Annotated in this window: 24 protein-coding genes and 1 pseudogene; 21 read left to right on the forward strand and 4 right to left on the reverse strand. The window is 55.7% G+C overall.

Going from position 1 to position 25129, the window contains the following annotated elements; all coding sequences use genetic code 11:
* Positions 1–97 precede the first annotated feature (97 nt).
* The 4 genes from M2118_RS07215 (at position 98) to M2118_RS07230 (ending at position 3863) form a co-directional block, all read left to right on the forward strand.
* Positions 98–685 carry an ATP-dependent Clp protease proteolytic subunit gene (locus M2118_RS07215; protein ID WP_280795263.1) on the forward strand — a complete coding sequence of 196 codons (588 nt, stop codon included), beginning with the start codon at positions 98–100 and terminating at the stop codon, positions 683–685.
* Between the two features lie 27 nt (positions 686–712).
* On the forward strand, positions 713–1345 hold the full coding sequence (locus tag M2118_RS07220) for an ATP-dependent Clp protease proteolytic subunit (RefSeq protein WP_280795264.1): 633 nt from the start codon (positions 713–715) through the stop codon (positions 1343–1345).
* A gap of 148 nt (positions 1346–1493) precedes the next feature.
* Positions 1494–2789 carry an ATP-dependent Clp protease ATP-binding subunit ClpX gene (clpX, locus tag M2118_RS07225; RefSeq protein WP_280795265.1) on the forward strand — a complete coding sequence of 432 codons (1296 nt, stop codon included), beginning with the start codon at positions 1494–1496 and terminating at the stop codon, positions 2787–2789.
* A gap of 123 nt (positions 2790–2912) precedes the next feature.
* A complete protein-coding gene (locus M2118_RS07230) occupies positions 2913–3863 on the forward strand; it encodes a methylenetetrahydrofolate reductase (protein ID WP_280795266.1) in 951 nt (316 codons plus the stop codon).
* A 61-nt stretch (positions 3864–3924) separates the two neighbouring features.
* On the opposite strand, the gene lexA is transcribed toward M2118_RS07230, so the two are convergent.
* On the reverse strand, positions 3925–4599 hold the full coding sequence (lexA, locus tag M2118_RS07235; protein WP_280795267.1) for a transcriptional repressor LexA: 675 nt from the start codon (positions 4597–4599) through the stop codon (positions 3925–3927).
* A gap of 269 nt (positions 4600–4868) precedes the next feature.
* Here lexA and M2118_RS07240 point away from each other — a divergent pair, with 269 nt between their 5' ends.
* The 6 genes from M2118_RS07240 (at position 4869) to M2118_RS07265 (ending at position 9330) form a co-directional block, all read left to right on the forward strand.
* A complete protein-coding gene (locus tag M2118_RS07240) occupies positions 4869–5321 on the forward strand; it encodes a LysM peptidoglycan-binding domain-containing protein (protein ID WP_280795268.1) in 453 nt (150 codons plus the stop codon).
* Between the two features lie 81 nt (positions 5322–5402).
* Positions 5403–6497: a histidinol-phosphate transaminase gene (locus tag M2118_RS07245; protein ID WP_280795269.1), complete on the forward strand. Its 1095-nt coding sequence runs from the start codon at positions 5403–5405 to the stop codon at positions 6495–6497.
* 19 nt (positions 6498–6516) lie between these two features.
* Positions 6517–7125: an imidazoleglycerol-phosphate dehydratase HisB gene (gene hisB / locus M2118_RS07250; protein ID WP_110233659.1), complete on the forward strand. Its 609-nt coding sequence runs from the start codon at positions 6517–6519 to the stop codon at positions 7123–7125.
* Entirely contained in the window at positions 7122–7754 is a 633-nt protein-coding gene (gene hisH / locus M2118_RS07255; RefSeq protein ID WP_280795270.1) for an imidazole glycerol phosphate synthase subunit HisH, read from the forward strand. The genes hisB and hisH overlap by 4 nt, the downstream gene beginning before the upstream one ends.
* A gap of 20 nt (positions 7755–7774) precedes the next feature.
* On the forward strand, positions 7775–8509 hold the full coding sequence (gene priA / locus M2118_RS07260; protein ID WP_280795271.1) for a bifunctional 1-(5-phosphoribosyl)-5-((5-phosphoribosylamino)methylideneamino)imidazole-4-carboxamide isomerase/phosphoribosylanthranilate isomerase PriA: 735 nt from the start codon (positions 7775–7777) through the stop codon (positions 8507–8509).
* 8 nt (positions 8510–8517) lie between these two features.
* Positions 8518–9330 (forward strand): SseB family protein, encoded by an 813-nt coding sequence (locus M2118_RS07265; protein ID WP_280795272.1) that lies wholly within the window; start codon positions 8518–8520, stop codon positions 9328–9330.
* Between the two features lie 27 nt (positions 9331–9357).
* On the opposite strand, the gene M2118_RS07270 is transcribed toward M2118_RS07265, so the two are convergent.
* Both M2118_RS07270 and M2118_RS07275 read right to left on the reverse strand, forming a co-directional pair.
* On the reverse strand, positions 9358–11025 hold the full coding sequence (locus tag M2118_RS07270) for a YhgE/Pip family protein (RefSeq protein WP_280795273.1): 1668 nt from the start codon (positions 11023–11025) through the stop codon (positions 9358–9360).
* A gap of 2 nt (positions 11026–11027) precedes the next feature.
* Positions 11028–13784 (reverse strand): MMPL family transporter, encoded by a 2757-nt coding sequence (locus M2118_RS07275; RefSeq protein WP_280795274.1) that lies wholly within the window; start codon positions 13782–13784, stop codon positions 11028–11030.
* Positions 13785–13890: 106 nt separating this feature from the next.
* Between M2118_RS07275 and M2118_RS07280 the strand changes: the two genes are divergently transcribed.
* Positions 13891–14565 (forward strand): TetR/AcrR family transcriptional regulator, encoded by a 675-nt coding sequence (locus M2118_RS07280; RefSeq protein ID WP_280795276.1) that lies wholly within the window; start codon positions 13891–13893, stop codon positions 14563–14565.
* Here M2118_RS07280 and M2118_RS07285 read toward each other — a convergent pair.
* Complete coding sequence (locus M2118_RS07285; RefSeq protein WP_280795278.1) at positions 14562–14918, reverse strand: DUF1844 domain-containing protein; 357 nt, start codon at positions 14916–14918, stop codon at positions 14562–14564. The genes M2118_RS07280 and M2118_RS07285 overlap by 4 nt on opposite strands.
* Positions 14919–15175: 257 nt before the next feature.
* Here M2118_RS07285 and infC point away from each other — a divergent pair.
* The 10 genes and pseudogenes from infC to argF all read left to right on the forward strand — a co-directional run.
* Positions 15176–15730, forward strand: a pseudogene (gene infC, locus M2118_RS07290) (translation initiation factor IF-3); the annotation flags it as partial.
* Positions 15731–15973: 243 nt separating this feature from the next.
* Complete coding sequence (gene rpmI, locus M2118_RS07295; RefSeq protein ID WP_110233635.1) at positions 15974–16168, forward strand: 50S ribosomal protein L35; 195 nt, start codon at positions 15974–15976, stop codon at positions 16166–16168.
* A gap of 32 nt (positions 16169–16200) precedes the next feature.
* Positions 16201–16587, forward strand: coding sequence for a 50S ribosomal protein L20 (gene rplT, locus M2118_RS07300; protein WP_280795280.1), 387 nt, complete (start codon positions 16201–16203; stop codon positions 16585–16587).
* An 8-nt stretch (positions 16588–16595) separates the two neighbouring features.
* On the forward strand, positions 16596–17399 hold the full coding sequence (locus M2118_RS07305; RefSeq protein WP_280795281.1) for a TrmH family RNA methyltransferase: 804 nt from the start codon (positions 16596–16598) through the stop codon (positions 17397–17399).
* Positions 17400–17445: 46 nt separating this feature from the next.
* On the forward strand, positions 17446–18486 hold the full coding sequence (gene pheS / locus M2118_RS07310) for a phenylalanine--tRNA ligase subunit alpha (protein ID WP_280795282.1): 1041 nt from the start codon (positions 17446–17448) through the stop codon (positions 18484–18486).
* Entirely contained in the window at positions 18486–21026 is a 2541-nt protein-coding gene (pheT, locus tag M2118_RS07315; RefSeq protein WP_280795283.1) for a phenylalanine--tRNA ligase subunit beta, read from the forward strand. Before pheS ends, pheT begins: the two co-directional genes overlap by 1 nt.
* Before the next feature lie 60 nt (positions 21027–21086).
* Complete coding sequence (gene argC / locus M2118_RS07320) at positions 21087–22130, forward strand: N-acetyl-gamma-glutamyl-phosphate reductase (protein ID WP_280795284.1); 1044 nt, start codon at positions 21087–21089, stop codon at positions 22128–22130.
* Complete coding sequence (gene argJ / locus M2118_RS07325; RefSeq protein WP_280795285.1) at positions 22127–23296, forward strand: bifunctional glutamate N-acetyltransferase/amino-acid acetyltransferase ArgJ; 1170 nt, start codon at positions 22127–22129, stop codon at positions 23294–23296. The genes argC and argJ overlap by 4 nt, the downstream gene beginning before the upstream one ends.
* Positions 23297–23312: 16 nt before the next feature.
* The gene (gene argB, locus M2118_RS07330; protein ID WP_280795286.1) at positions 23313–24206 is read left to right on the forward strand and encodes an acetylglutamate kinase; all 894 of its coding nucleotides are present in this window, start codon (positions 23313–23315) and stop codon (positions 24204–24206) included.
* Positions 24206–25129 carry an ornithine carbamoyltransferase gene (argF, locus tag M2118_RS07335; RefSeq protein WP_280795288.1) on the forward strand — a complete coding sequence of 308 codons (924 nt, stop codon included), beginning with the start codon at positions 24206–24208 and terminating at the stop codon, positions 25127–25129. Before argB ends, argF begins: the two co-directional genes overlap by 1 nt.

Consider the following 25129-nt stretch of genomic DNA (forward strand, 5'->3'; position numbering starts at 1 on the left):
CCGCCTGAGGCGAACACTGCCGTGTTGAGCGTGTTTGCTCCGCTAGATTCGAAACACCGCAAGAGAAATGTCTCGTGGTTGTTGAAATGGAGCTGACATGGCCGAAATGGTAATGCCGAACAATGTGTTTGAGCGTCTTCTGAAGGACCGCATCATTTGGTTGGGCTCAGACGTGCGTGACGACAACGCCAACGAGATTTGCGCGAAGATGTTGCTTCTTGCCGCAGAAGATGCCGAGAAGGACATTTACCTCTACATCAACTCTCCGGGTGGTTCGATTACTGCCGGTATGGCGATCTACGACACCATGCAGTTCGTGCCCAACGACATCGTGACTGTCGGTATCGGCATGGCTGCTTCCATGGGCCAGCTGTTGCTGACTTCAGGAACTAAGGGCAAGCGTTACATCACCCCCAACGCTCGTGTTCTCCTCCACCAGCCCCACGGTGGCTTCGGTGGAACCGCTTCTGACATTCAGACTCAGGCGGCCCTCATCAACTCGATGAAGCAGAGCTTGGCAGAGATCACTGCATCACAGACGGGCAAGACCGTTGAGCAGATCAACGCTGATGGTGACCGCGACCGTTGGTTCACCGCTCAGGAGGCTCTCGAGTATGGCTTTGTTGACCACGTTCGTGCATCCGCAAGCGACGTCGCTGGTGGCGGCGGAACCAAGACTGCGTAAGCGCCGGAAAAGATACGAGGACTTATTATGACTATTCCTAACTTTGAGAGCCGTTACGTACTTCCTACTTTTGAAGAGCGCACCGCTTACGGTTACAAGCGCCAGGACCCCTACGCCAAGCTGTTCGAAGACCGCATTATCTTCCTCGGTGTTCAGGTCGATGACGCATCTGCTGATGACGTCATGGCTCAGCTTCTCGTTCTGGAGAGCCAGGACCCTGACCGCGACATCGTGATGTACATCAACTCTCCCGGTGGCTCGTTCACCGCGATGACCGCAATCTACGACACCATGCAGTACATCCGCCCCCAGGTTCAGACTGTCTGCCTCGGCCAGGCAGCTTCCGCTGCAGCTGTGCTGTTGGCAGCTGGTGCTCCCGGTAAGCGTTTGGCACTTCCTAACGCTCGAGTACTCATTCACCAGCCTTCAGCTGGCGATGGTGGACGTGGCCAGGCTTCGGATATCGAAATCCAGGCCAAGGAAATCATGCGCATGCGTGAATGGTTGGAAGAGACCCTGTCTAAGCACTCCAACCGCTCGATCGAGCAGGTCAACAAGGACATCGACCGCGACAAGATCCTCTCGGCTGCAGAAGCACTCGAGTATGGTCTGATCGACCAGGTTCTGACCTCGCGTAAGAACGCTGTCATCACCGCGTAATTTGAAGAAATTCAGAGAAAACCCCGGCTTCGGTCGGGGTTTTCTGCATTTCGGCACGCCGACACCCAAATCCACAGGTGAACGGGAAGGTCTGTGGTTCGGGTTAGGCTCGAATGTCTCATAAAACAGACGTTCTAAGGAGTTGACCATGGCACGTATCGGCGAAAGCGCTGACCTGCTCAAGTGCTCCTTCTGTGGCAAAAGCCAGAAGCAGGTAGCTCAGCTGATTGCGGGCCCTGGCGTCTACATCTGTGATGAGTGTGTTGAACTCTGCAACGAGATCATTGAAGAACGTCTGGCGGAAGCCAATGAAGAGGGCATCATCGCAGATTTCGATCTGCCTAAGCCCCGCGAAATCTTTGCCTTCCTTGAGGAATACGTCATTGGCCAAGAGCCTGCTAAGAAGGCTCTCTCGGTTGCGGTCTACAACCATTACAAGCGCGTGCGCGCAGGTGAGGGTGTCAAGACCGCCGAGGACAAGGCCAACGAAGTTGAGATTGCCAAGAGCAACATTCTTCTCATTGGTCCCACCGGTTGTGGAAAGACCTACCTCGCTCAAACTCTTGCTCGTCGTCTGAACGTTCCGTTCGCTGTTGCAGATGCAACATCGCTGACGGAAGCCGGTTATGTCGGTGAAGACGTCGAAAACATTCTCCTGAAGCTCCTCCAGTCCGCTGACTTTGACGTGAAGCGTGCTGAGCAGGGCATCATCTACATCGATGAAATCGACAAGATCTCCCGCAAGGCTGAGAACCCTTCGATTACACGCGACGTGTCCGGTGAAGGTGTTCAGCAGGCACTGCTGAAGATCCTTGAAGGAACGATTGCTTCTGTTCCACCACAGGGTGGTCGTAAGCACCCCAACCAGGAATTCATTCAGTTGGACACCACCAACGTGCTGTTCATTGTTGCTGGTGCGTTCGCAGGTCTGGAAGACATCATTCAGTCCCGTGCGGGCAAGACCGGTATCGGCTTCGGAGCTCCCTTGCAGAGCAAGGACGAAGCACGCGACTTCTTTGCTGAGGTTCTTCCTGAAGACCTCCACAAGTTTGGTCTGATTCCTGAGTTCATTGGTCGTCTGCCTGTTATTGCCACGGTGTCGCCATTGGACCGAAGTGCCCTCATCGACATATTGACCGAGCCTAAGAATGCCCTGGTCAAGCAATACCAGCGCATGTTTGCTCTCGATGATGTGGAGCTTGAGTTTGAGCCTGCAGCTCTGGATGCCATTGCTGACTTGGCAGTCGTTCGCCAGACCGGTGCTCGTGGCCTCCGTGCAATCTTGGAGAACGTCCTCGGTCCAATCATGTTCGAGGTTCCCTCAACAGATCAGATCTCTAAGGTCATCATCACGGCAGAGTGTGTGAGCGAGAACGCAGCGCCCACCATCATTCCTCGCTTGGCATCTGCCATCGTTGATGAGCCTGAAGAACGCACTGCATAACTCGCCCTGCTAATATTTCTTTATCGCCATCACTGGTGAGTAAGCGACTGCCGAGCCCGGCCCACGCTTCGCGGATAACCATCCTGTTTATCCTTCATGCGAATTGTGACCCGAGGAATATCGATGAGTAACGCACCTGCCTCTAGCTCTTCTGAGCTCAACATTGGCGTGCCCTTTTCGTTCGAGGTCTATCCGCCCCGCAAACCTGAGCTCCAAGAAGCACTTCAGCGCACCATTCTTGAGCTGGCTGCCTCTGGCCCAGATTTCATCTCTGTCACCTATGGCGCGGGTGGTTCTTCCCGTGATGCCACCTTGGACTGCGTGAAGTTCATTCTCGCGAACACTGACGTGGAGCCCATGGCCCACCTCACCTGTGTCGCCGAGTCCTACCAGGGCGCCAATGAGCTTGTCAGGACTTTTCTTGATGCAGGCGTGCGTTCATTCCTTGCCCTGCGTGGAGACGCTCCAGAGGGCACACAAGAGGGCGAGAACTTCCTCGGAGACCTAGGGAGTGCCGCAGAGCTCACCCAGCTCATTCACCGCGTTCAGGCCGAGCGCGAGCCATTCGTCTTTGAAGAAGAACCCCGCTGGCATGCAGGTGCTACCCGCCTGAGCCAAAAGCGTGAGTTTGTTCGTATTGGCGTTGCTGCATTCCCTAACGGCCACCCACAGTCACGTTCCAAGACTCAAGACATTGATGTTCTTCTGGCTAAGGAAGCTGCTGGTGCCAACCTGGCCATCACACAGCTCTTCTTCCACGCTGATGACTATCTTTCTTTTGCGCAGAAGGCGAAAGAAGCAGGCCTCACCATGCCCATCATTCCGGGAATCATGCCCGTGATTAGTCCGGGTCGTCTGCGCCGCATGATTGAGATCTCGGGCGAAGAGATGCCCAGTGATCTTGAGATTGCTCTCGAGATTGAGCCCACCGCTGAAGGGCAGCGCGAGATTGGTGTTGAGCACGCGGCCAGTCTGGCCAAGGAGCTCATTGCTGGGGGAGCACCAGGTATTCACTTGTATGCGTTCAACCAGAGTGGTCCTGTTCTGGATGTACTTGGTCGGCTCAATAACTAAATCACAACGTAAAAGGCCCCACACGCTGTATTCAGCATGCGGGGCTTTTGGTTTGTGTCGACTAAACCGAGCGGAGTACGGTGACGACCTTGCCCATGATGGTGGCGTGGTCGCCCAGGATGGGCTCGTAGTTGCTGTTACGGGGCAATAGCCACGTGTGACCATCTCGCTGACGGAAGACCTTGACTGTAGCTTCGTCATCGAGGAGTGCAGCGACGATGTCACCGTTCTCTGCAGTTTGCTGCCTACGAACCACAACAAAGTCGCCGTCGCAGATAGCAGCGTCGATCATGGATTCACCCTTGACCTTGAGCATGAAGAGTTCACCCTGGCCAACAAGCTGTCGGGGGAGAGCCATGGTGTCTTCGGTGTTCTGCTCAGCAGTGATAGGCCCACCGGCTGCAATCTGTCCTACGAGAGGAACGTGGACTGCTTCACCCATGGGGAAGACGTTGTCTGCAACAGGTGCTGGTGTGCGAGCAGCAGTGCCTTGACCAAGTACCTCAAGAGCTCGGGGGAGCTTGGGGTCGCGGCGGATGTATCCGCCGAGTTCAAGCTGCTGAAGTTGGTAGGTGACACTCGCCAGTGAGGAGAGACCTACAGCGTCACCGATCTCCTGCATGGAGGGCGGGTAGCTGTTCTGATCAATGTAGGCAGTGATGACGTCAAGGATGAGCTGCTGCTTGGCGCTCAGTCCTTTGCGTCGTTTGCTTTCGCCAGCTGGTGACTCAGTCATGGCTTATCCGTTTCTGTTGGGTAAGTTCCAAGCTTCCCGACGTGAATGTCCGTGGCTCGTGATGAACTTTTCTCAATACCGAAAGAGTATTCGAAGAATGTCAATAAAACAAACACATATTCGAAGATTCTTGAGGAATTATCCATAACAACCTTCAATATGTACTTGACATTGAAGAAATACGAATATATCTTCGAAACATATCTTCGAATCGGGTTCTCCCGGCCGAGGGCCCGATTCGAGATAAACACAAGGAAAAGGAGAATCTCATGAGCGCAGTACTCGCATTCACCGCACCAATCCACCGTCCCGTTGAGCCCGAATACATTGATGAGCCATGCAGTGAAGCTGGCAATGTCCGTGGGTCGCACCAGATTAACAACGTGACTTACGTGAACTTCCTCCCCGCAGCAGAACCCAAGACCCGTCTTCGCATCACCAAGCGCGGACGTCGTGTCCTTACAGCCGCAGTTGCACTGCCTCTCGTGATCGGTGCTCTTGTCGCCGCTCTCAACAGCGGTGGTGCAGCAGCAGTTGCTGAAGGTGCCTCTAACGACTTCACCTATGTCACCATCGCACAGGGTGAAAGCCTCTGGCAGCTCGCTCAGGAGATCGCACCGAATGCAGATCCTCGCGACGTTGTTGCTGAAATTGTCTCCCTCAACCAGCTCCACGGAGAAGTCCAGGCTGGTCAGAAGATTGCGATTCCAGCCGGGTACTAAAACCTCAATTCCCTTTCCTGTGAATGCCGGTCCCTTCGGGGGCCGGCATTTGTGTGTTTGCTACGCCCGTAAACTTGTTGTGTGACCAGCTTTGAAGATCTCCCTATCCGTGATGACCTGCGTGGAATGAAGCCCTATGGCGCTCCCCAGGAACACGTGCGGGTTGAGCTCAACGTGAACGAGAACACGCACCCCGTTCCGCCACAGGTCGTAATGGACATCATGGGGCGCATTCACACTGCACTCGGTCGCATCAACCGTTACCCTGACCGTGAATTCACCAACCTTCGTGTTGCTCTCGCTGACTACCTCGGCCACGGTCTGGATGCCGAGAACATCTGGGCAGCAAATGGCTCAAATGAGGTTATTCAGCAGCTCCTGCAGGCATTTGGTGGCCCAGGGCGTTCGGTTCTAGCTTTTCCCCCGACCTATTCCATGCACTCGATCATTGCGGCGGGAACAGGAACCCAGTGGATCCCAGCTCAGCGTGATGCTGACTTCGAGATTTCACCGGCAACTGCGGTTGCTGCAATTGCAGAGCACAAGCCCGACATCGTCTTCTTCTGCACGCCCAATAACCCCACTGGTACTCCTGTGTCATTGGAAACCATTGCAGCTGCCTATGACGCCACCGAAGGAATTGTCTTTGTCGATGAGGCCTACGCCGAGTTTGCCCCCGAAGGTGAGCCCACAGCTCTGAGTTTGTTGGCTGGACGCCCACGCCTGGTTGTCTCTCGCACCATGAGTAAGGCCTTTGCTTTTGCAGGTGCTCGTGTGGGTTACCTCGCTGGTGACCCTGCAGTCGCAGACGCTCTGCGCTTGGTGCGCTTGCCGTATCACCTCTCTGCATTGACTCAGGCTGCAGCTGAAGGCGCTCTTGCTCACACTCCTGCCATGTTGGCCATGGTGGATGACATCCGTGTTCAGCGTGACCGTTTGGTCACTGAGCTGGCAGCCCTCGGATACACGCCCTATCCCTCGAGTGCGAACTTCGTACTCTTTGGCGGAGTTCGCGATCCACAGGATGTCTTTGAGAAGCTTCTTGCACAGGGAATCATCATTCGTGACATCGGAATGCCACACCACCTGCGTGTGACGGCGGGTACAGAAGCAGAAACAACCGAGTTCTTGAACGCACTTGCTGCCCTCGATGGCTCGATCAATGGGGCTCTCTAAGCCCTACTAAACTGGTGTTATGACTACAGCACCGCGCATTGCGAGCATTTCTCGCACCACGAGCGAGTCAAGCATTGAACTCACGATCAATCTTGACGGCACGGGTGTGAGCAACATCGAGACGACTGTTCCGTTCTTCGACCACATGCTGACTGCGTTTGCTAAGCACTCTCTGTCTGACCTCACCGTCAAAGCTTCCGGTGACATCCACATTGATGTTCACCACACTGTTGAAGACATTGGTATTTCTCTGGGTCTCGCTATTCGCGAAGCACTCGGCGACAAGGCGGGTATTTCCCGCTTCGGTGACGCACTTGTTCCTCTCGATGAGGCACTCGTGCAGGCCGTCGTGGACATTTCTGGTCGGCCCTTCCTGGTTCACTCAGGTGAGCCTGCAGGTTTTGAATTCCACCTCATTGGTGGCCACTTCACTGGCTCCATGGTTCGCCACGTTTTCGAAGCAATCACCTTCAATGCGGGTCTCACCACCCACATCACTGTGTTGAACGGCCGCGACCCTCACCACATTGCTGAAGCTGAATTCAAGGCGTTTGCTCGCGCATTCCGTCAGGCCAAGGCTCTTGACCCTCTCGTGCAGGGAATCCCCAGCACTAAGGGTGCTCTGTGACCCAAAAGTCCGTCGTTGTTTTCGACTACGGCACGGGGAACATCCACTCCGCCATCAAAGCGGTTGAGCTCGCAGGAGCGAAGGTCGAACTGACGCGCGACAAAACAAAGTGCGCTGAAGCTGATGGTCTGCTTGTTCCAGGTGTGGGAGCATTTGCTGCCGTCATGGAAGCGTTGAATGCTGTTGATGGTGGCGAGATCATTGAGCGCCGCCTTGCTGGTGGTCGCCCTGTGATGGGTATTTGTGTGGGCATGCAGGTGATGTTTGCCAACGGCCTCGAAGGCGGCGTGGAAACTCCTGGACTGGGCGAGTGGGACGAAACCGTGCACAAGCTCGATGCACCTGTCCTTCCCCACATGGGTTGGAACACCGTTGAGGTGGGCGAGAACTCGCAGCTGTTCAAGGGCATTGAGAATGAACGCTTCTACTTCGTGCACTCCTATGGCGTGACCGAGTGGAACCTCGATGTCATTCCTCCCTTCCCCAAGCCCTCAGTGACGTGGGCTGAACATGGGCAGCGCTTCATTGCTGCTGTGGAAAATGGCCCACTTGTTGCTACCCAGTTCCACCCTGAAAAGTCGGGCGAAGCAGGTATTCAGCTGCTGCGCAACTGGCTCGAGACTCTCTAAAAACTAAGGAATATACCCTCATGTCTGCGCCTATTCTTGAGCTGCTGCCCGCTGTTGACGTTGCTGAGGGCAAGGCTGTGCGCCTGACTCAAGGTGCTCTCGGCACAGAGACAGACTTCGGTGACCCTGTTGATGCTGCAGCAGACTGGGCCCGTCAGGGTGCTGAATGGATTCACCTCGTCGATCTCGACGCAGCATTCGGTCGCGGTGAAAACCGCGCCTTGCTGCGCCGCGTGATTGTCGAGGTTCCTGGCGTCAAGATTGAGCTCTCCGGTGGTATTCGCGATGACGCCTCGCTTGAGAATGCTTTGGAAAGCGGTGCTACCCGCGTGAACCTGGGCACTGCAGCTTTAGAGAACCCAGAATGGGCAGCGTCAGCTATTGAACGCTTTGGCGACAAGATTGCTGTCGGTTTGGACGTGCGCGGTGAAACTCTTGCAGCTCGTGGCTGGACCGAAGAAGGTGGAAACCTCTGGGATGTGCTCGCTCGTCTCGAAGATGCTGGGTGTTCACGTTACGTCGTCACCGATGTCACTCGTGACGGCATGCTCAACGGTCCCAACCTCGAGCTTTTGACAGCGATTACGGAGAAGACCGGTAAGCCTGTTGTGGCATCAGGTGGCATTGCCAGCTTGGATGACTTGGTTGCGCTGCGCTCACTCGTGCCAATCGGTGTTGAAGGTGCCATTGTGGGCAAGGCACTCTATGCTCAGAAGTTCACGCTGGAACAGGCCATCGCGGTCGCCTACAACTAGGACACACCATGTCACACAACCACGACGGTCACATGTTCGGCTCCTCGGACAGCGCCGATTCTGCTGGACAGCCCTGGGAAGGTCGCGAGTTCGAAGAGAACCCCTTCGCAGACGATGATGGCACCACTCCTGAGCACCTCAAGCTCGCTCTTGATGCCTTCCATGGCCTGCCTCTGGACTCTGAAGAGCGTGCTGGTCGCCACATGAACGTGGTGGATGCACTTCGTGTCTCCCGTTTCCTTGTTCCCTTGCTTGCAGAAGCTGGCGATGTGGGAGTGAACGCTGCAGGGCTTGTCGTCGACAAAACTCAAGAGCTCGCAATTGTTACAGTCGCTGGCCCCACTGGCCAGAAAGTCCTCCCTGTGTTTACCTCCGTCGAGGCTATGCAGAAGTGGAAGCCAGAAGCACGTCCCGTACCTGTTGAAGCACGTCGTGCTGCGCTGGCAGCTGCTGCTGACGGTGCACAGTGGATGGTTGTTGATCCTCAGAGTTCCACTGAGATTGTCTTGCGTCGCCCTGCTGTTGAGGCGATTGCGAAGGGAACCCCCTGGGTTCCCAACCAGATTGACCCCATGTTGCAGCAGGTGTTCAACGAATCCATTGAGGACGAACCCTTCGTGAAAGCGATTCGCCTCACCTCGGGTGATCCTGATGCCCGTGGCTTTGATGAAGAACTCGTTGTTCAGGTAGTTCTGCCACCAAGCCTGGAACAAAACGAAGTGGAGCGCGTCGTGCGATCACTCTCAAACAAGTGGGCTCAGCAGAGCATCTTCTCTGAACGTGTGGACTCGATGCGTTTACAGCTCGTTCCAGCTGTCTAGAGCAAGAACGTCAACTGAAACCCAGCCCTAGACGGGCTGGGTTTCTTTGCTGAGTGTGGTGATGGAAACGTGACGCTTACGGGAGATGGCCAGTGCTGTGAACAGCACGCCACCCAAGCTCCACAACACTAAGGAAGTCACCGCGGAGGCAAAACCGGAGACATCACCTGAATTGATAACGGCTTGGAGTGCCGTCACAGCATCATTTGCTGGGGTGAAGCTCAACAACGTGTCTAAGAGCTCAGGAACTGTCGAGATCACGCCAGTGACCAGGATGAGAACTGCCACTGCGAGAGAGACCATACGGCCAAAGCCGCCCAGAATGGCGTTCAGAGCCTGGTTGGTTGCCGTGAAGGCAATTCCAATCAAGGCGGCAATGGACGTCACACTGGCCCATTCGCCAAGGCCATAGCCGTTAGCCACGGCGATGACCGTCGCAACCGCAGCGCCTTGAATAATTCCTACAATTGCGGGAACCACGAAGGATCTGGTTGCTAGCGACAATGAAGACCTGGTTGATTCGAGCAAGCGCTGGGGGAGTGTGCGCAGGCCTACGAAGATTGCCAGTGCGCCGATCCAGAGCGAGAGCACCACATAGAGCGGGGTGCTGTTCGCTCCGAAGGTCAACGTGCCTGCGTCTTTGAGAGCAACAGGTGCGGTGACGACCTCAGAGAGCTTCTTGCTTTCTGCTTCGGTGTAGACAGGAATGTTTGCCACTGCAGTGTCGAGACCAGTTGCGAGACCAGCAGCACCACCTGCAACGGCGGTAGTTCCTGAGGCAATTCCTTCAACGCCAGTGGCAATGCCCGTGCTGCCGGCGGCAAGCTCGGTGATTCCACCGCTCAGGCTAGAAAGACCTCCGGCAAGACCTGAGGTTCCTGCAGTCAGCCCTGCCAAACCGCCACAGAACTGAGCCTGTGCTGGGGCAACAACAACTTGTGAACAGGTTGCGGACAAGCCTGCCAAGCCATCAGCGATCTGTTGGGCGCTACCTGGAATGGCAGCTGCTTGTGCTTGAAGAGTCCACATTCCATTCGAGAGCTGGTTTGCACCAACAGAGAGTTGGTTTGCACCGTCAGCCAGGGAAGCTATACCGGAAGAGAGTTCTTGTGCACCAGAGGCAGCTTCACCCAGGCTTTCACTTAAGGTGCTGAAACCGATCAGAACGTTCTCGATATAGCTGGCACTGAGTTGCTGGTTTAACAAGGTCACAGCAGTTGAGGTGATCGCAGTTGTCAGGGCGTCATCGACGAGTCGAGTCTTGTCACTTGACGTGACATCAATGATGGCTTGTTCAGGATTTGCTGCGTCACTGAATGAGGAGGTGGCAACTTCGGAGAAGTTTTTCGGGATCGTCACAACGGCAACATAGTCACCACTGCGTAAGCCCTCTTTCGCGCCAGCTTCGTTCGTGATGACCCAGTTGTAGTTGGAGGCGCCGTCAGCACCATCTACGAGTCCTGCAGTGAGTAATCGGCCTAGGGGAGTGAGTTGACCATTGATGGTGACCGGCTCGTCATTGTTCACAATGGCTGCGGTGACAGTGTTGAGGCGGTCTGTGGGGTTCCACAGCCCCCACATCAGGGTGCCGACCACGATGAGAGGAACAAAGATCAGCGCGGCGAGGGTGAGAACGCGAGGCTTACCCTCGGTCTTTGCTGAGTTCTTGGACAGGCGTGTGATGAGTGTGGCCATGATTATGCCTGCACTTTCTTGCTCGAGGACGAGGCATGGTCGAGGTCAAGCACCACCGAGTCAACGCGGGCACTGAGGAAGTTACCCCAGGTCTCCACAGGCATATCGTTGGTTGTTCCGACAAAGACGGTGAGGGTGCGACCAGCCTTGGAAGCTGCTTCGCGGGCTGCGTTGAGGGCATCAGCGACGCCATAACGCTCGCTCTCTGAGGAGAGGAAGTCAATGTTGTCGAGAATGATGACGTGGGGCTTCTCTGAGGAGGCGTCCTCAATGGCCGCCACGGTGTTGCGGTTAGCGTGCTCGGCAACATCAATCAGTGCCACACGCGAACGCACCGCTCCCGAACGCACGGGAAGGACCATGTCTGCGACCTTGAGCTTGCCGGCATCAGGATCGAGGCGGCCACTGAGTGTCAACAAGAGAGCCGAGGTGGCAATCTTGTCGCTCCCGGTGACAAACAGGGTTGTTCCGTTTGGAACGGTGAAGTTGAGGTTCTTGAAGTAAGAGCGTGTGCCTTCAGCATTCTTGAGGCTGAGGCCTTCCGCTGCGACAACCACGTTCTTTTCTGCAGGCCAGTCGGCAAGTTCGAGTTCGTGCTGAACTCCCTCACCCTCCACATCAAAGTGGGGGAGAACGCGGTCTAGCCACTTGGGGATATACCAAGCCTTGTCACCCAGGAGCTGGAGTACAGCAGGAACGAAGGTCATACGCACAATAAAAGCGTCAACAAAGATTCCTACTGCCAGGGCTAGGGCAATTGCCTTGAGGCTGCCATCACCCTCGGGAACGAATGCGGCGAAGACGGCGAACATAATCACCGCAGCAGCGGTGACGACCTTTGCAGAACCGACAAAGCCGGTGATGATGGACTTTCGCGCCTTGCCCGAGTGGACGTAGTCCTCTCGCATACGAGCCACGAGGAAGACCTCGTAGTCCATCGCCAGGCCGAAGAGGATGCCCATCACCAAGATCGGCATGAAGCTAATGACGGGTCCTGGCTTGTCCACGTGGAAGAACTCAGCTCCCACGCCCTCTTGAAGTACGAGTGTGACCACACCGAAGGCAGCTACAACGCTAAAGAGGTAACCCACGGCTGCCTTGATCGGCACCCAAATGGAGCGGAACACCATGGTCAACAGAATGAGGGACAGCCCCACCACCACAATGCCGAAGGGCAACAGCGCGTTACCCAGCAAGGTGGAAATATCAATACCGCTTGCGGTGAAGCCAGTTACGGAGAGATCAACGCCATATTTCTGCTGGAAATAGTCATGCTTATCACGAATGGCCTGAACTAGAGCCTTGGTTTCAGGGGAGTCAGGTGCACCCTCGGGGATGACCTGAATAATGCCCGTGTCTGCGGTCATGTTGGGCGTAGCCAGGGGAACTGCGGCCACACCTGGAATCTTTTCTAGCTCAGACTTGAGGTCATCCATTAGGCCAAGGGGGTCGGTGCTGGTGACAATGGTGCCGGTTACCAACAAGGGACCGTTGAAGCCCTCACCAAAGTTCTCTGCAACTAGGTCATAGGTAATGCGCGAGCGGTCCTCGAGTGAATTACTGCCTGCATCAGGCAGTGCCAAACGCAGGTTAAGCGCAGGCAAGGCAACGATGGTGATCGCTGCTATCACAGCCAGGATTGTCACAATGGGGAAGCGAGTAACAGCTTTAACCCAGCCCAAGAAGAAGCGGTTGGGTTTGTGCGCAGCGGCTTCTTCCTTTTTAGTTTTCTTCTTCTTTGGACGCAGGCGCTCGCCCGCAAAGCCGAGCAGAGCAGGAATTAACGTGATGGAGATCAGGACGGATACGCCAACGCCAACTGCCGCCGCTACACCCATCGTGGTGAGGAACGGAATGCCAGCAATTCCCAAACCGAGGAGGGCAATCATGACGGTCAGGCCGGCAAAGATCACGGCAGAACCTGCAGTTCCATTAGCCCTGGCCGCAGCTTCCGCAGGAGTATCACCCTTGCGCAGCTCGTCCTGGTGGCGAGAAATGATGAACAGGGCGTAGTCGATACCCACTGCAAGTCCCAGCATGAGTGCAAGCATCGGGGTTGTTGAGGTCACCTTGGCGAATGCTGTTGCAACGAAGATGAGGGAAATTGAGATTCCGACACCGAGCAAAGCTGTGAGCAATGGCATGCCGGCTGCGAGGAATGAGCCGAAAGTAATGATGAGCACCACGAGGGCAATTCCCACACCGATGAGTTCGGTGGGGGTGATGGTTGGCATGCTCTGGCTGTAGATCTGACCGCCGAGGGAAACAGTGGAGCCTGCTGGCAGATCTTTGCTCAGTTGCTCCGTTGCCGCCTCAAGTTCACTCAGTGATGCAGGCGTGATGGTTGAGGTTGCGCCATCAAACTGGACGCTGAGTAGACCAGCTTTGTCGTTCTCGCTAATGGCACCATTAATGCGCTCGTTGAAAGGGGAGGTGACGTTCTCAATCTGCGGGAGCTTCGTCATCTCGTCTGCAACGGAGTTGAGAGCGTCTTTGTATTCGGGGTCAGTGATCAGCTGACCGTCTGCTGCCACCACAATGATCTGGGCAGATGCGCCACTGACCTGGGGGAATGTCGTCGAGAGGGAGTCGAGGGCAGCCTGTGACTCGGTTCCCGGAATACTGATGCCGTTGTCGAGGCCCTTACTGAATACTGCTGCGCCACCACCGATTGCAACGAGGACAATCAACCAGCCAATGAGTACGAGGCGGCGGGCTTTGAATGCCCAGTGTCCGAGAGAGTAAAGCAGTGATGACATGGCTGTCCTTGTGTGTTGGCAACCGCCGGAGATCAGCCGGCGGTGCGGGGATAAATCACGTTTCGATACACCGGTGTATCCGATACATCAGTGTATCCTTAATTTCGTGAGCACCACAACCGAGACAGAATCAAAGCCCGCAGAGTCAGCCAGGCGTCAAAAAACGCGTGAACGCCTGATGGATGCGGCCTTTGAAGTCTTCTCAGAGGTGGGTATCCACGCAGCAAGTGTCGAAATGATCGCCGAACGTGCAGATTTCACCCGCGGGGCTTTTTACTCAAATTTCGACACGAAGGAAGAACTCTTCCTCGCGCTCGCCGAACGAGGCAACAATGAACGGCTCGCGTTGCTGCGGGGAAGCGTGGCCAACATCGATGTGATCTTGCCCACGTTGCTCGGCAACTCGGGTGGGAAGCTCACTGCCCAGGAGCTAGGACCGATCGTGGCGAGCTTCCTGGAACAACAGGGAGAGAACCGCCTCTGGTTTCTATTCCAATCAGAACTTCGCCTCTTGGCAATGCGCGATGGGGAAGTGGGCAAGCTCTATCTCGAGCAGAAGAGAGCTGCAGATCACGAATTTGGCAGCATTATTTCCGCTGCCTTTGATGCAGTCGGACTGACCCCTGCACTGGATTCGGTTGAACTGGCCAACGTGCTCATGAATACCTATGAAGCTGCTCTCCAAGAAGCCATCATGCGTGGCGGAGAACACGTGCAGGAATCTGCACACCAGCTGTTTATGCAGCGGTTACTTGGCCTTATTGGCCAACTAGCGAGCTAGTTGACGGGACCTGTCCACTTTTCGCCGGGACCCTTGCCGATTTCATCGGGGATAGGAGAAGCTTCGCGGAAAGCCAACTGAAGCGAACGCAGACCATCGCGCAGTGGACGAGCGTGAGAGTCACTAATGTCTGGTGCTGCTGCCGTAATGAGACCTGCAAGAGCATTGATGAGCTTGCGCGCTTCATCGAGGTCAGTCAAGGAAGCGGCATCAGGGCCTTCGGCGAGACCACACTTGATAGCGGCTGCGCTCATCAGGTTCACGGCAACCTCCACGATGACCTCAATGGCAGGCACTTCTGCGATGTCCAAAACAGCCTTCTGGACTGCCTCGTTTTCGGCGCTTTCGCTCACAATGTATTCCTCTGCTAGGCTTATGCAGGTTTCTTAGCTCATGCCAAGAAATTGAAAGAGGAGTTATCTCCCACCCGTAACCCGCAACATCAGGTTACTGGGTTCTTGCACTCCGCCGGTTCAGCTTGCTGGGCAGGTAGGTCAGGGTGCCACAAGGTTTACCTTGTGTCGTGTTAACCACGGATGTATATCTGTGCTGCGCGTAAGACTCCTCTTTCTCCCCGTAAGGGTTTCAGAGAAATAACAAGGAGCACCGCATTAGCGATCCACGTACAAACGACCGTATCCGCGTCCCTGAAGTTCGCCTCGTTGGTCCCAACGGCGAGCAGGTAGGTGTCGTGGCGATCGATGTTGCCCTTCGACTTGCACAGGAGGCTGACCTCGATCTCGTTGAGGTTGCTCCCGAAGCCAAGCCGCCGGTTGCAAAGATCATGGACTACGGAAAGTTCAAGTACGAAGCTGCGCAGAAGCTCAAGGAAGCTCGACGTAACCAGGCCAACACCATCCTCAAAGAGGTACGTTTCCGCCTGAAGATTGACGTTCACGACTACGAAACCAAGAAGAAGCGCGCAATCGGCTTCCTTAACGATGGTGACAAGGTCAAGGCCATGATCCTTTTCCGCGGTCGTGAGCAGTCACGTCCCGAACAGGGTGTTCGCTTGCTTCAGAAGTTCGCTGAAGAAGTTGCAGAATTCGGCACCATCGAGTCCAGCCCCACCATTGATGGCCGCAACATGGTCATGATTATTGGTCCCCTCAAGAGCAAGTCCGAAGCCAAGGCAGAGCAGAACGCCAAGCGTGATGCCAACAAGCGTGGCGACAAGAAGGAAGCCAAGTCTGGCGAATCCGTTCTTGCTGTTGAAGATGACAAGGCAAATGCCGTTCAGGTTGTTGAAGCAGAAGTAGTTGCTGAAAAGCCTGCCAAGGCAGCCCCCAAGACCACAGCTACGAAAGCAGCTGCACCCAAGAAGTCCACCAAGTCGGTCTCAGACGAGCTCGACGACTAAAAGCCCCGCTTTCCCTCACCAGGGAATGTGAAACCCCAAGGAGATCCAATGCCAAAGATGAAGACCCACTCCGGGTCCAAGAAGCGCTTCAAGGTAACCGGTACCGGCAAGCTCAAGAAGCAGCAGGCCGGCATGCGTCACAACCTCGAAGTTAAGTCGGGCAAGCGCAAGCGCAGCCTGAACCAGGACCAGATCCTGTCTCCAGCTGACTCCAAGGTCATCAAGAAGCTTCTCGGTCTGTAATCAGACTTAGCGAATACTAAAAGGATAAGAAAATGGCAAGAGTAAAAAGAGCCGTTAACGCTCACAAGAAGCGTCGCGTCATCCTCGAGCGCGCTAAGGGTTACCGCGGTCAGCGTTCGCGCCTGTACCGCAAGGCAAAAGAGCAGGTCATCCACTCGCTGGTCTACAGCTACCGCGACCGTCGTGCCCGCAAGGGTGACTTCCGTCGCCTCTGGATCCAGCGCATCAACGCAGCAAGCCGTGCAAACGGCCTGACCTACAACCGTTTCATTCAGGGCCTCGCTCTGGCTGACATCCAGGTTGACCGTCGCATGCTTGCTGAGATCGCTGTAACCGATCCTGCAACCTTCACCCAGCTGGTTGAAGCTGCACGCAAGGCACTTCCTGCAGACACTTCTGCACCCAAGGTCAAGGCCTAAGGAACATCATGCTCGACAACCCCCGCGCTCCTCGCGTGAAGGCGGTTGCGAAGCTAGCCACGAGGGGAGCCCGGTCCGAGACCGGGCTCTTCCTCTTGGAAGGCCCGCAAGCCGTTTCAGAGGCATTGGCATATCGCCCACAGTTGATTGTGGAGCTCTATGCCACGCCCACCGCGCTTGAGCGCTACCAAGACATCGCAGCAACTGCTGTTGATGCCGGGGTAGATGTCGAGTTCGTTTCGGAAGAAGTCCTCGCCGCGATGGCGGACACGGTCACCCCGCAAGGATTCATTGCGGTCGTGCACCAGTTCCCCACGGCACTGAAGGAAATCTTCGCTGAAGACCCCAAGCTGGTCATCATCCTCGAAGAGGTACGTGATCCCGGTAACTTGGGCACCATCATCCGTGTGGCAGATGCCGCCGGGGCTGATGCGGTCATATTGACCGGTCGCTCGGTTGATCTCTACAACCCCAAGGTTGTGCGCTCCACCACGGGTTCCTTGTTCCACTTGCCCATCACGGTGGATGTAGAGCTGGAAAACGTACTTCCCTACGTTCGCGAAGCAGGGCTTCAGCTCCTCGCTGCGGACATCAAGGGTGAAGACCTCGTTCTAGCTCGAACCAATGGTGTCCTCGATGCTCCCACTGCGTGGTTATTCGGTAACGAAGCCCGCGGTTTGACCGATGAGCACTTTGCGATGGCAGAAAAAGCCATCACCGTGCCCATCTACGGAGATGCTGAATCTATGAACTTGGCCACAGCTGCTGCTGTGCTCATCTACGAGAGCGCTTTCGCTCACAACAAGGCCTAGCCTGTCGAGTCGGCTCTGGCCCACTCCCGACATAAAATTGAGAACTGTGTCTGCACCTACTGAAATCACCGAAGCAACCGTTACGGCTGCGGTTACTGACGCGCTGGCAGCTATTGCTGCCGCTGCGGATTCCGCAGCGCTGAAGGCTGTCCGCACTGCCCACGTGGGGGAGTCCTCGACTCTCGCCCAGTTGAACGCCCTGATGAAGGATGTTCCTGGCGACCAGAAGGCAGCTGCGGGCAAACTCGTCGGTCAGGCTAAGGGTGAAGTCAACCAGGCATTCGCTGCCCGTGAAGAAGCCATCGTGCGCGAGGAGCAGACTGCTCAACTTGCTGCCGAGAAGGTAGATGTCACTGCTGCAGCCTCGCGCTGGAGTGCAGGTGGACGCCACCCGCTCATGCTTCTACAGGAAAGCATTTGTGATGCCTTCGTCGGTATGGGCTGGGAAATTGCGGAAGGTCCAGAGCTCGAAGGTGAATGGTTCAACTTCGACGCCCTGAACTTTGATGCAGACCACCCTGCCCGCGCCATGCAGGACACTTTCTTCGTTGAACCTGTTGACTCTCACTTGGTACTTCGCACCCACACATCACCTGTTCAGGTGCGCTCCATGCTGGAACGCGAAGTTCCTATCTATGTCTTGGCTCCTGGTCGCGTGTACCGCACCGATGAACTCGATGCCACTCACACTCCTGTGTTCACCCAGGTCGAGGGTCTTGCCGTTGACAAGGGTCTGACCATGGCTCACTTGCGTGGAACGCTCGAGCACGCTGCGCGCATCATGTTCGGTGACGGCGCCAAGATTCGCCTGCGCCCCAACTACTTCCCCTTCACTGAGCCTTCTGCTGAACTCGATGTTTGGCACCCCACCTTTGCCGGTGGTGCACGCTGGATCGAGTGGGGTGGCTGTGGCATGGTGAACCCCAATGTTCTGCGCTCGGCAGGCATTGATCCTGAGGTCTACTCCGGTTTTGCTTTCGGTGTCGGCGTGGAGCGCACGCTCATGTTCCGCAACGACGTCAGCGACATGCACGACATGGTCGAAGGCGATGTTCGCTTCAGCCAGCAGTTTGGAATGGTGGTCTGATGCGCGTCCCACTGAGTTGGCTCGGCGAATACGTCGACCTCGCCTCTGACATCACTCCTGAGCAGGTTCAAGCGGACCTGGTCAAGGTTGGCTTTGAAGAAGAAGACATCCACGGCGGAGACATTTCTGGCCCCATCGTGGTCGGTGAAGTTCTCGAATTCACTCCTGAAGAGCAGAACAATGGCAAGACCATTCGCTGGTGCCAGGTTCGCGTTGCTCCAGATGGTCAGGTCGCTGCCGATGGCGGCGACGCTATCCACGGCATCGTCTGTGGTGCTGGAAACTTCTTTGTTGGTGACAAGGTTGTTGTCACACTTCCCGGTGCTGTTCTGCCTGGCCCGTTCCCGATTGCTGCACGCAAGACCTACGGACACGTTTCCGACGGCATGATGGCCTCGGCCAAGGAATTGGGCCTCGGCGAAGGTCACGACGGCATTATTCGTCTGGCAGAGATGGGCCTTGACCCTGAGGTTGGCACTGATGCACTCGAGCTGCTCGGCCTGTCTGAGTCTGCTGTGGAGATCAATGTCACACCTGACCGCGGATATGCGTTCTCTATTCGCGGTGTTGCCCGTGAATACGCTCACTCAACCGGTGCTGCATTCCGTGACCCTGCAACGGAGGTCATCTCCGCTCACGGTGTGACGGAAGCAAAGAAATTTGGCACCGAATTTCCTGTTTCTGTCGACGATAAGGCGCCGATTCGTGGACGCGTGGGCTCGAATGTCTTTGCTAGCCGCATTGTGCGCGGCATTGATGCTACCGCTCCCACTCCGTCGTGGATGGTGTCGAGGCTGAAGCTTGCAGGCATTCGTACCATCTCGCTTCCGGTTGATATCTCGAACTACGTCATGATCGAGATGGGTCAGCCCAACCACGCGTATGACCTCGACAAGCTCTCTGGAGACATTGTTGTTCGTCGCGCCGCTCAGGGTGAGAAGATCGTCACCCTCGATGAAGTAGAGCGCACGCTAGACATCGAAGACCTGCTGATCACCTCAGGCGGTAAGGCGATTGGTCTTGCAGGCGTGATGGGTGGTGCAGATACTGAGATCACTGACGGCACGACCAACGTGCTCATTGAAGCTGCCAACTTCGATCCCGTATCGATTGCACGTTCAGCACGCCGACACAAGCTTCACTCCGAAGCTTCCAAGCGTTTTGAACGCGGAGTGGACCCCGAAGTTGCTGCTGTTGCAGCAGGCCGCGTTGCTCAGCTTCTGGTTGAACTTGCTGGCGGGGAGATCGTGGATGAAGGTTCCTACTTCAACCACTTTGCAGCTCCCGTTGCTATTGAACTTCCTGCCGGTTTTGTGACCAACCTCATTGGTCTCGAATACACCGACAAGCAGATCGAGTCCTCGCTGACCGAAATCGGGTGTGCTGTCGCCAAGTTAGGCACGGGATTCTCTGTCACTCCACCCACCTGGCGTCCTGACCTCACTGACAAGTGGACTCTGGCAGAAGAAGTGGCCCGTATTGTCGGCTACCACCTGATTCCTGCAGTTCTTCCTGTGGCGCCTCCTGGACGCGGTTACACCGTCGCCCAGGACGTGCGCCGCCGCGTTTCCAACACCCTGGCCGCTACTGGCCACACCGAGGTGCTGAGCTATCCCTTCTTTGATGAAGAGACCAACAATCTCTTTGGTTCGGCAACTGAGAAGAGCGTTCCTCAGGTTCGCCTAGCTAACGCATTGGATGCAACCCAGGGTTGGATGCGCACATCGCTACTTCCAGGTCTTATTGGCACCGCTGCTCGCAACCGCTCCCGCGGAATGACTGACTTGGCCCTGTTTGAGACTGGTCTGGTGTTCCTTCCTGAGCAGGGAAAGACCTACGGTCAGGACATCGTTGCTGGTGGAGTTCGTCCCGCACCTGATGTGGAAGCCAAACTCTATGCCGGCATCCCACCCCAGCCCCGCTACATCTCTGGTTTGTTTGTGGGAGATGCCATCTCTAAGCAGGTTGGCCAGAAAGCTGTTGCTTACGACTGGCAGGACGCGCTCTCCGCTGTGCAGCAGATTGCTCTCGGTGCAGGAATCCAGATCTCTGTACGCCAGGGAAGTCACAAGGCATTCCACCCCGGTCGCACTGCAGAGCTGCTCCTAGGTGATGCTGTTATCGGATATGCCGGTGAACTCCTGCCTTCCGTGGCTGAAGACGCACACCTTCCACGCACTGTTGCTGCATTTGAATTGAACCTGGATGCTGTGACGGATGCTGCTGGTGTTCCTCACGTGGCTGTGGATGTCAAGACAATGCCTGCGGCAACCCAAGACCTCTCTCTTGTTGTCGCAGACACTATCCCTGCATCAGATGTTCTTGATGCTGTGGTGGAAGGTGCGGGAGAACTGCTGGAAACAGCAACTCTTGTGGATGTCTACCAAGGCACAGGAATTCCAGAAGGCCAGCGTTCGCTGACCTTCGCTCTGCGATTCCGTGCTGAAGACCGCACACTTACTGCTGCTGAAGCAACAGCTTCCAAGGAAGCTGGTGTTGCGCTCGCCGCATCACGCTTCGGTGCGACTATTCGCGAGTAGGCATCGCCACGCCTTCATCAGGGTTCAATAACTGGTTGAAGGTTTAGATAGAGTTATCTAATGACATACTCGGTTGCCATTGCTGGAGCCAGCGGTTACGCCGGTGGCGAGGTCCTGCGCCTGCTCGCTGGACACCCCGAGTTTGAGGTGCGCACAGTTACCGCACACTCCAATGCAGGTCAGCGTTTGGTTGATGTTCAACCCCATCTGCGCAGCTACGGCGACCTTGTGCTCAAGGACACCTCTGCTGAGATTCTTGCTGGTCATGACGTTGTTTTCCTTGCACTGCCCCACGGTTCTTCAGGTGCGCTCGCCGCACAACTGAGTGCTGACACACTCGTCATTGATTGTGGTGCGGATCACCGTCTTGAAGATGAAGAAGACTGGGCTGCTTTCTATGGTGGAGAGTTCAACTCTGCATGGACCTATGGCATCCCTGAGCTTCCTCTTTCCTCCGGTTCGCAGCGTGAATTCCTTGCTGGAACCAAGCGCATTGCCGCCCCTGGCTGCAATGCTTCTGCAATCTCTCTTGCCATCGCACCCGGCGTTCAGGCAGAACTCATTGAAGCCATAGATATCGTTTCGGTTCTCTCCGTTGGCCCTTCTGGAGCTGGAAAGAGCCTCAAGGTTGACCTGTTGGCCAGTGAAATCATGGGATCCGCTTCTGCGTATGCCGTCGGTGGTGTCCACCGTCACACTCCAGAGATTGCTCAGAACTTGCGCAAGGCAGGCGCTGCTGAAGTTACTGTGTCGATGACTCCTGTGCTGGTACCCATGTCTCGTGGCATCTTGGCCACCACTACTGCGCGTATCAAGCCCGGCGTGACGCTAGAAAAGCTCCACGCTGCGTGGAGCGCTGCGTATGCGAATGAGCCGTTTGTTCAGGTGCTGCCTCTAGGTCAGTTCCCACGCACTGCTGACACTGTGGGCGCAAACACCTGCTTGATTGGTCTTGCTCTTGATGAGAACGCCGGTCGCGTCGTTGTTATCAGTGCCCTCGACAACCTGACCAAGGGAACTGCGGGAGCTGCTATTCAGTCGGCCAACATTGCCCTGGGTATTCCCGAAACCACTGGTTTGACCACGAATGGAGTTGCACCGTGAGTGTGACCGCTGCAGCCGGCTTTAGTGCCGCAGGTGTTGTGTGTGGACTGAAGTCCACTGGAAAGAAGGATTTCGCCATGGTGCGAAACCTGGGGCCCTTGAAGTCTGTGGCTGCTGTGTTCACTTCGAACCGCTGCAAGGCAAACCCTATTCTGTGGAGCCAGCAAGTCATGGCCGATCCAGTCGTGGAAGCCATTGTGTTGAACTCGGGTGGAGCTAATTGCTACACCGGTGCTCGTGGATTCCAAACCACGCATGCAACTGCAGAAGCTGTTGCAGAGCGTCTCGAAGTTTCCGCTGGTGATGTGCTGGTGTGTTCCACCGGCCTGATTGGCGAACAACTCGACCTGGACAAGCTCAAGACCGGCGTCTGGGATTCAGGCCTGGAAGTACTTTCTGAGGCTGGAACCAGTGAACAAGCAGGCATTGATGCCGCTCACGCCATTATGACCACTGACTCAGTTCCCAAGATGTCTGTTTCTACCGGAGCTGGATACACTATCGGTGGAATGGCCAAGGGTGCCGGCATGCTCGCACCAGGACTGGCCACCATGCTCGTTGTTATCACGACGGATGCTGTACTTTCGAGCGAACAGCTCGACACTGCCCTTCGTGCATCAACTCGTGTCACTTTTGACCGTCTGGACTCTGACGGCTGTATGTCTACTAATGACCAGGTGACCCTGATGGCCTCTGGCGCTTCTGGGGTGGAGCCTGAGCTTTCTGAATTCACTGCTCGTTTGACGCAGTTGTGCCGCGACCTAGCCATTCAGCTCCAGAAGGATGCAGAAGGCGCGAGCCACAACATCCACATCACCGTTTCAGGTGCTGCGTCAGAGCAGGATGCCGTGGACGTGGCTCGAGCTGTCAGTCGCTCTAACCTCTTCAAAGCAGCCATCTTTGGCAATGACCCCAACTGGGGACGTGTGCTGGCGGCTGTGGGAACAACTTCTGCTGAGTTCGATCCCTACAACATTGATGTCAGCTTCAATGGTGTTGCCGTCTGCACTGCGGGGGAGCCTGATCAGTCTCGTGACTTGGTAGACCTCACTCCTCGCGAGGTGGATATTCGTATTGAACTCCACAGTGGTAACGAAACTGCCACTATTTGGACCAACGATTTGACCCACGACTACGTGCACGAAAACAGCGCGTACGCGAGCTAGAACTCAAGGATTACTCATGACACAAATGCGTGAAGAAGACGCAGCAGCAACTATCAAAGCTGCCACGCTGATTGAGTCGCTGACGTGGCTCAAGAAGTTCAATGACCAGATCATTGTGGTCAAGTTTGGTGGCAATGCCATGGTGAGCGAAGAACTCACTCGTGCGTTTGCCGAAGACATGGTGTACCTGCGCACAGTGGGTATCAAGCCCGTTGTTGTTCACGGCGGTGGCCCTCAGATCACCAAGATGCTGGAACGTCTGGGAATTGAGAGCGAATTCCGTGGTGGTTACCGCGTCACTAGTCCCGAAGCCATGGAAGTGGTTCGTATGGTGCTCACTGGTCAGGTCTCGCGTGATTTGGTTGGCCACATGAACGAACATGGCCCACTTGCTGCTTCCATCTCAGGTGAAGATGCTGGCTTATTTGTCGGCGAGCGTCGCGGTGTCGAAATCGACGGTGAAATGGTTGACCTGGGTCTCGTCGGCGACGTTGTCGCCGTTGACCCAGAAGCAGTTCATGCTCTGATTGATGCAGGGCGTATTCCCGTGGTGTCCTCGATTGCTCCAGATAAGGACACACCCGGACAGTCACTCAATGTGAATGCTGATGCCGCAGCTGCCTCGCTTGCTGTTGCTCTAGGCGCTGCCAAGCTCGTGATTCTTACTGATGTTGCTGGTCTTTATAGCGATTGGCCCAACATGGACTCACTCGTTTCAGAAATCGGTGCTGATGAACTTCGTGAACTGCTGCCTTCGCTCGAATCGGGAATGATCCCGAAGATGTCGGCCTGTTTAGAAGCTGTTGATGGGGGAGTGCCCAAGGCTGCCATCATCGATGGCCGTAACCCTCACTCGATTTTGCTCGAAATCTTTACCCAGACCGGTTCTGGAACGGAAGTAGTGGCCTGATGACTAAGCACTTCCTTCGTGATGATGACATCACTCAGGCAGAACAGACAGAGATTCTTGACCTCGCTGTTGCACTGAAGGCTCAGCCCTATTGCGAAAAGCCACTTGCAGGTCCTCAGACCGTCGCTGTCATCTTCGACAAGACCTCCACACGAACACGTGTCTCCTTTGCCGTGGGTATTGCTGATCTCGGCGGTGTTCCGCTAATTATGGACTCAGGTTCCAGCCAACTCGGTGCCAAGGAATCTGTTTCAGATACTGCTCGTGTCCTGGAGCGCATGGTTGGTGCGATTGTCTGGCGCACGTTCTCTCAAGCTGGTTTGGAAGAGATGGCTGCTGGAACAACCGTTCCAGTTGTGAATGCGCTGAGCGATGAATTCCACCCTTGCCAGCTTCTGGCAGATCTGCTCACTATTCGTGAACATAAGGGTTCTCTTGGGGGACTTACCGTGGCTTTCGTCGGTGACGGCAGCAGCAACATGGCGCACTCGTACTTGCTTGCCTGCGCTGTTGCTGGAATGCACGTGCGCATTGCTGCCCCCGCTGGTTACCAGCCTGACCCTGCCATCGTTCGCGATGCAGACGAGATTTCAGTGGAAACCGGCGGCTCTGTTGCTGTGACCGAGGATGCAGCACTTGCTGTTGATGGTGCTGATGTTGTCGTTACTGACACCTGGGTGTCGATGGGGCAAGAAGACCAGAAGGCGCAGCGTGTTGCTGATTTTGGTGCGTACCAAGTTGATGCTGCGCTGATGGCCAAGGCGGATGCGGCTGCAATCTTCCTGCACTGCTTACCTGCCTACCGTGGCTATGAAGTTTCTGCAGATGTGATCGACGGCAAGCAGAGCGTGATCTGGGATGAAGCAGAGAACCGCCTGCATGCTCAGAAAGCTCTGTTGACCTGGCTGCTACGCCACAAGTAA

This window comes from Aurantimicrobium minutum, assembly GCF_029892845.1.
Taxonomy (GTDB): Bacteria; Actinomycetota; Actinomycetes; order Actinomycetales; family Microbacteriaceae; genus Aurantimicrobium; species Aurantimicrobium minutum_B.

Bases quoted from the DNA above. Each gene is read 5' to 3' on its own strand.
- priA (WP_280795271.1), top strand. From the start codon at position 7,775: ATGTCTGCGCCTATTCTTGAGCTGCTGCCCGCTGTTGACGTTGCTGAG.
- lexA (WP_280795267.1), bottom strand. From the start codon at position 4,599: ATGACTGAGTCACCAGCTGGCGAAAGCAAACGACGCAAAGGACTGAGC.
- argC (WP_280795284.1), top strand. From the start codon at position 21,087: ATGACATACTCGGTTGCCATTGCTGGAGCCAGCGGTTACGCCGGTGGC.
- clpX (WP_280795265.1), top strand. From the start codon at position 1,494: ATGGCACGTATCGGCGAAAGCGCTGACCTGCTCAAGTGCTCCTTCTGT.
- pheT (WP_280795283.1), top strand. From the start codon at position 18,486: ATGCGCGTCCCACTGAGTTGGCTCGGCGAATACGTCGACCTCGCCTCT.
- M2118_RS07220 (WP_280795264.1), top strand. From the start codon at position 713: ATGACTATTCCTAACTTTGAGAGCCGTTACGTACTTCCTACTTTTGAA.
- M2118_RS07230 (WP_280795266.1), top strand. From the start codon at position 2,913: ATGAGTAACGCACCTGCCTCTAGCTCTTCTGAGCTCAACATTGGCGTG.
- M2118_RS07270 (WP_280795273.1), bottom strand. From the start codon at position 11,025: ATGGCCACACTCATCACACGCCTGTCCAAGAACTCAGCAAAGACCGAG.
- M2118_RS07215 (WP_280795263.1), top strand. From the start codon at position 98: ATGGCCGAAATGGTAATGCCGAACAATGTGTTTGAGCGTCTTCTGAAG.
- argF (WP_280795288.1), top strand. From the start codon at position 24,206: ATGACTAAGCACTTCCTTCGTGATGATGACATCACTCAGGCAGAACAG.
- hisB (WP_110233659.1), top strand. From the start codon at position 6,517: ATGACTACAGCACCGCGCATTGCGAGCATTTCTCGCACCACGAGCGAG.
- M2118_RS07240 (WP_280795268.1), top strand. From the start codon at position 4,869: ATGAGCGCAGTACTCGCATTCACCGCACCAATCCACCGTCCCGTTGAG.
- M2118_RS07265 (WP_280795272.1), top strand. From the start codon at position 8,518: ATGTCACACAACCACGACGGTCACATGTTCGGCTCCTCGGACAGCGCC.
- M2118_RS07275 (WP_280795274.1), bottom strand. From the start codon at position 13,784: ATGTCATCACTGCTTTACTCTCTCGGACACTGGGCATTCAAAGCCCGC.
- argB (WP_280795286.1), top strand. From the start codon at position 23,313: ATGACACAAATGCGTGAAGAAGACGCAGCAGCAACTATCAAAGCTGCC.
- rpmI (WP_110233635.1), top strand. From the start codon at position 15,974: ATGCCAAAGATGAAGACCCACTCCGGGTCCAAGAAGCGCTTCAAGGTA.
- rplT (WP_280795280.1), top strand. From the start codon at position 16,201: ATGGCAAGAGTAAAAAGAGCCGTTAACGCTCACAAGAAGCGTCGCGTC.
- M2118_RS07305 (WP_280795281.1), top strand. From the start codon at position 16,596: ATGCTCGACAACCCCCGCGCTCCTCGCGTGAAGGCGGTTGCGAAGCTA.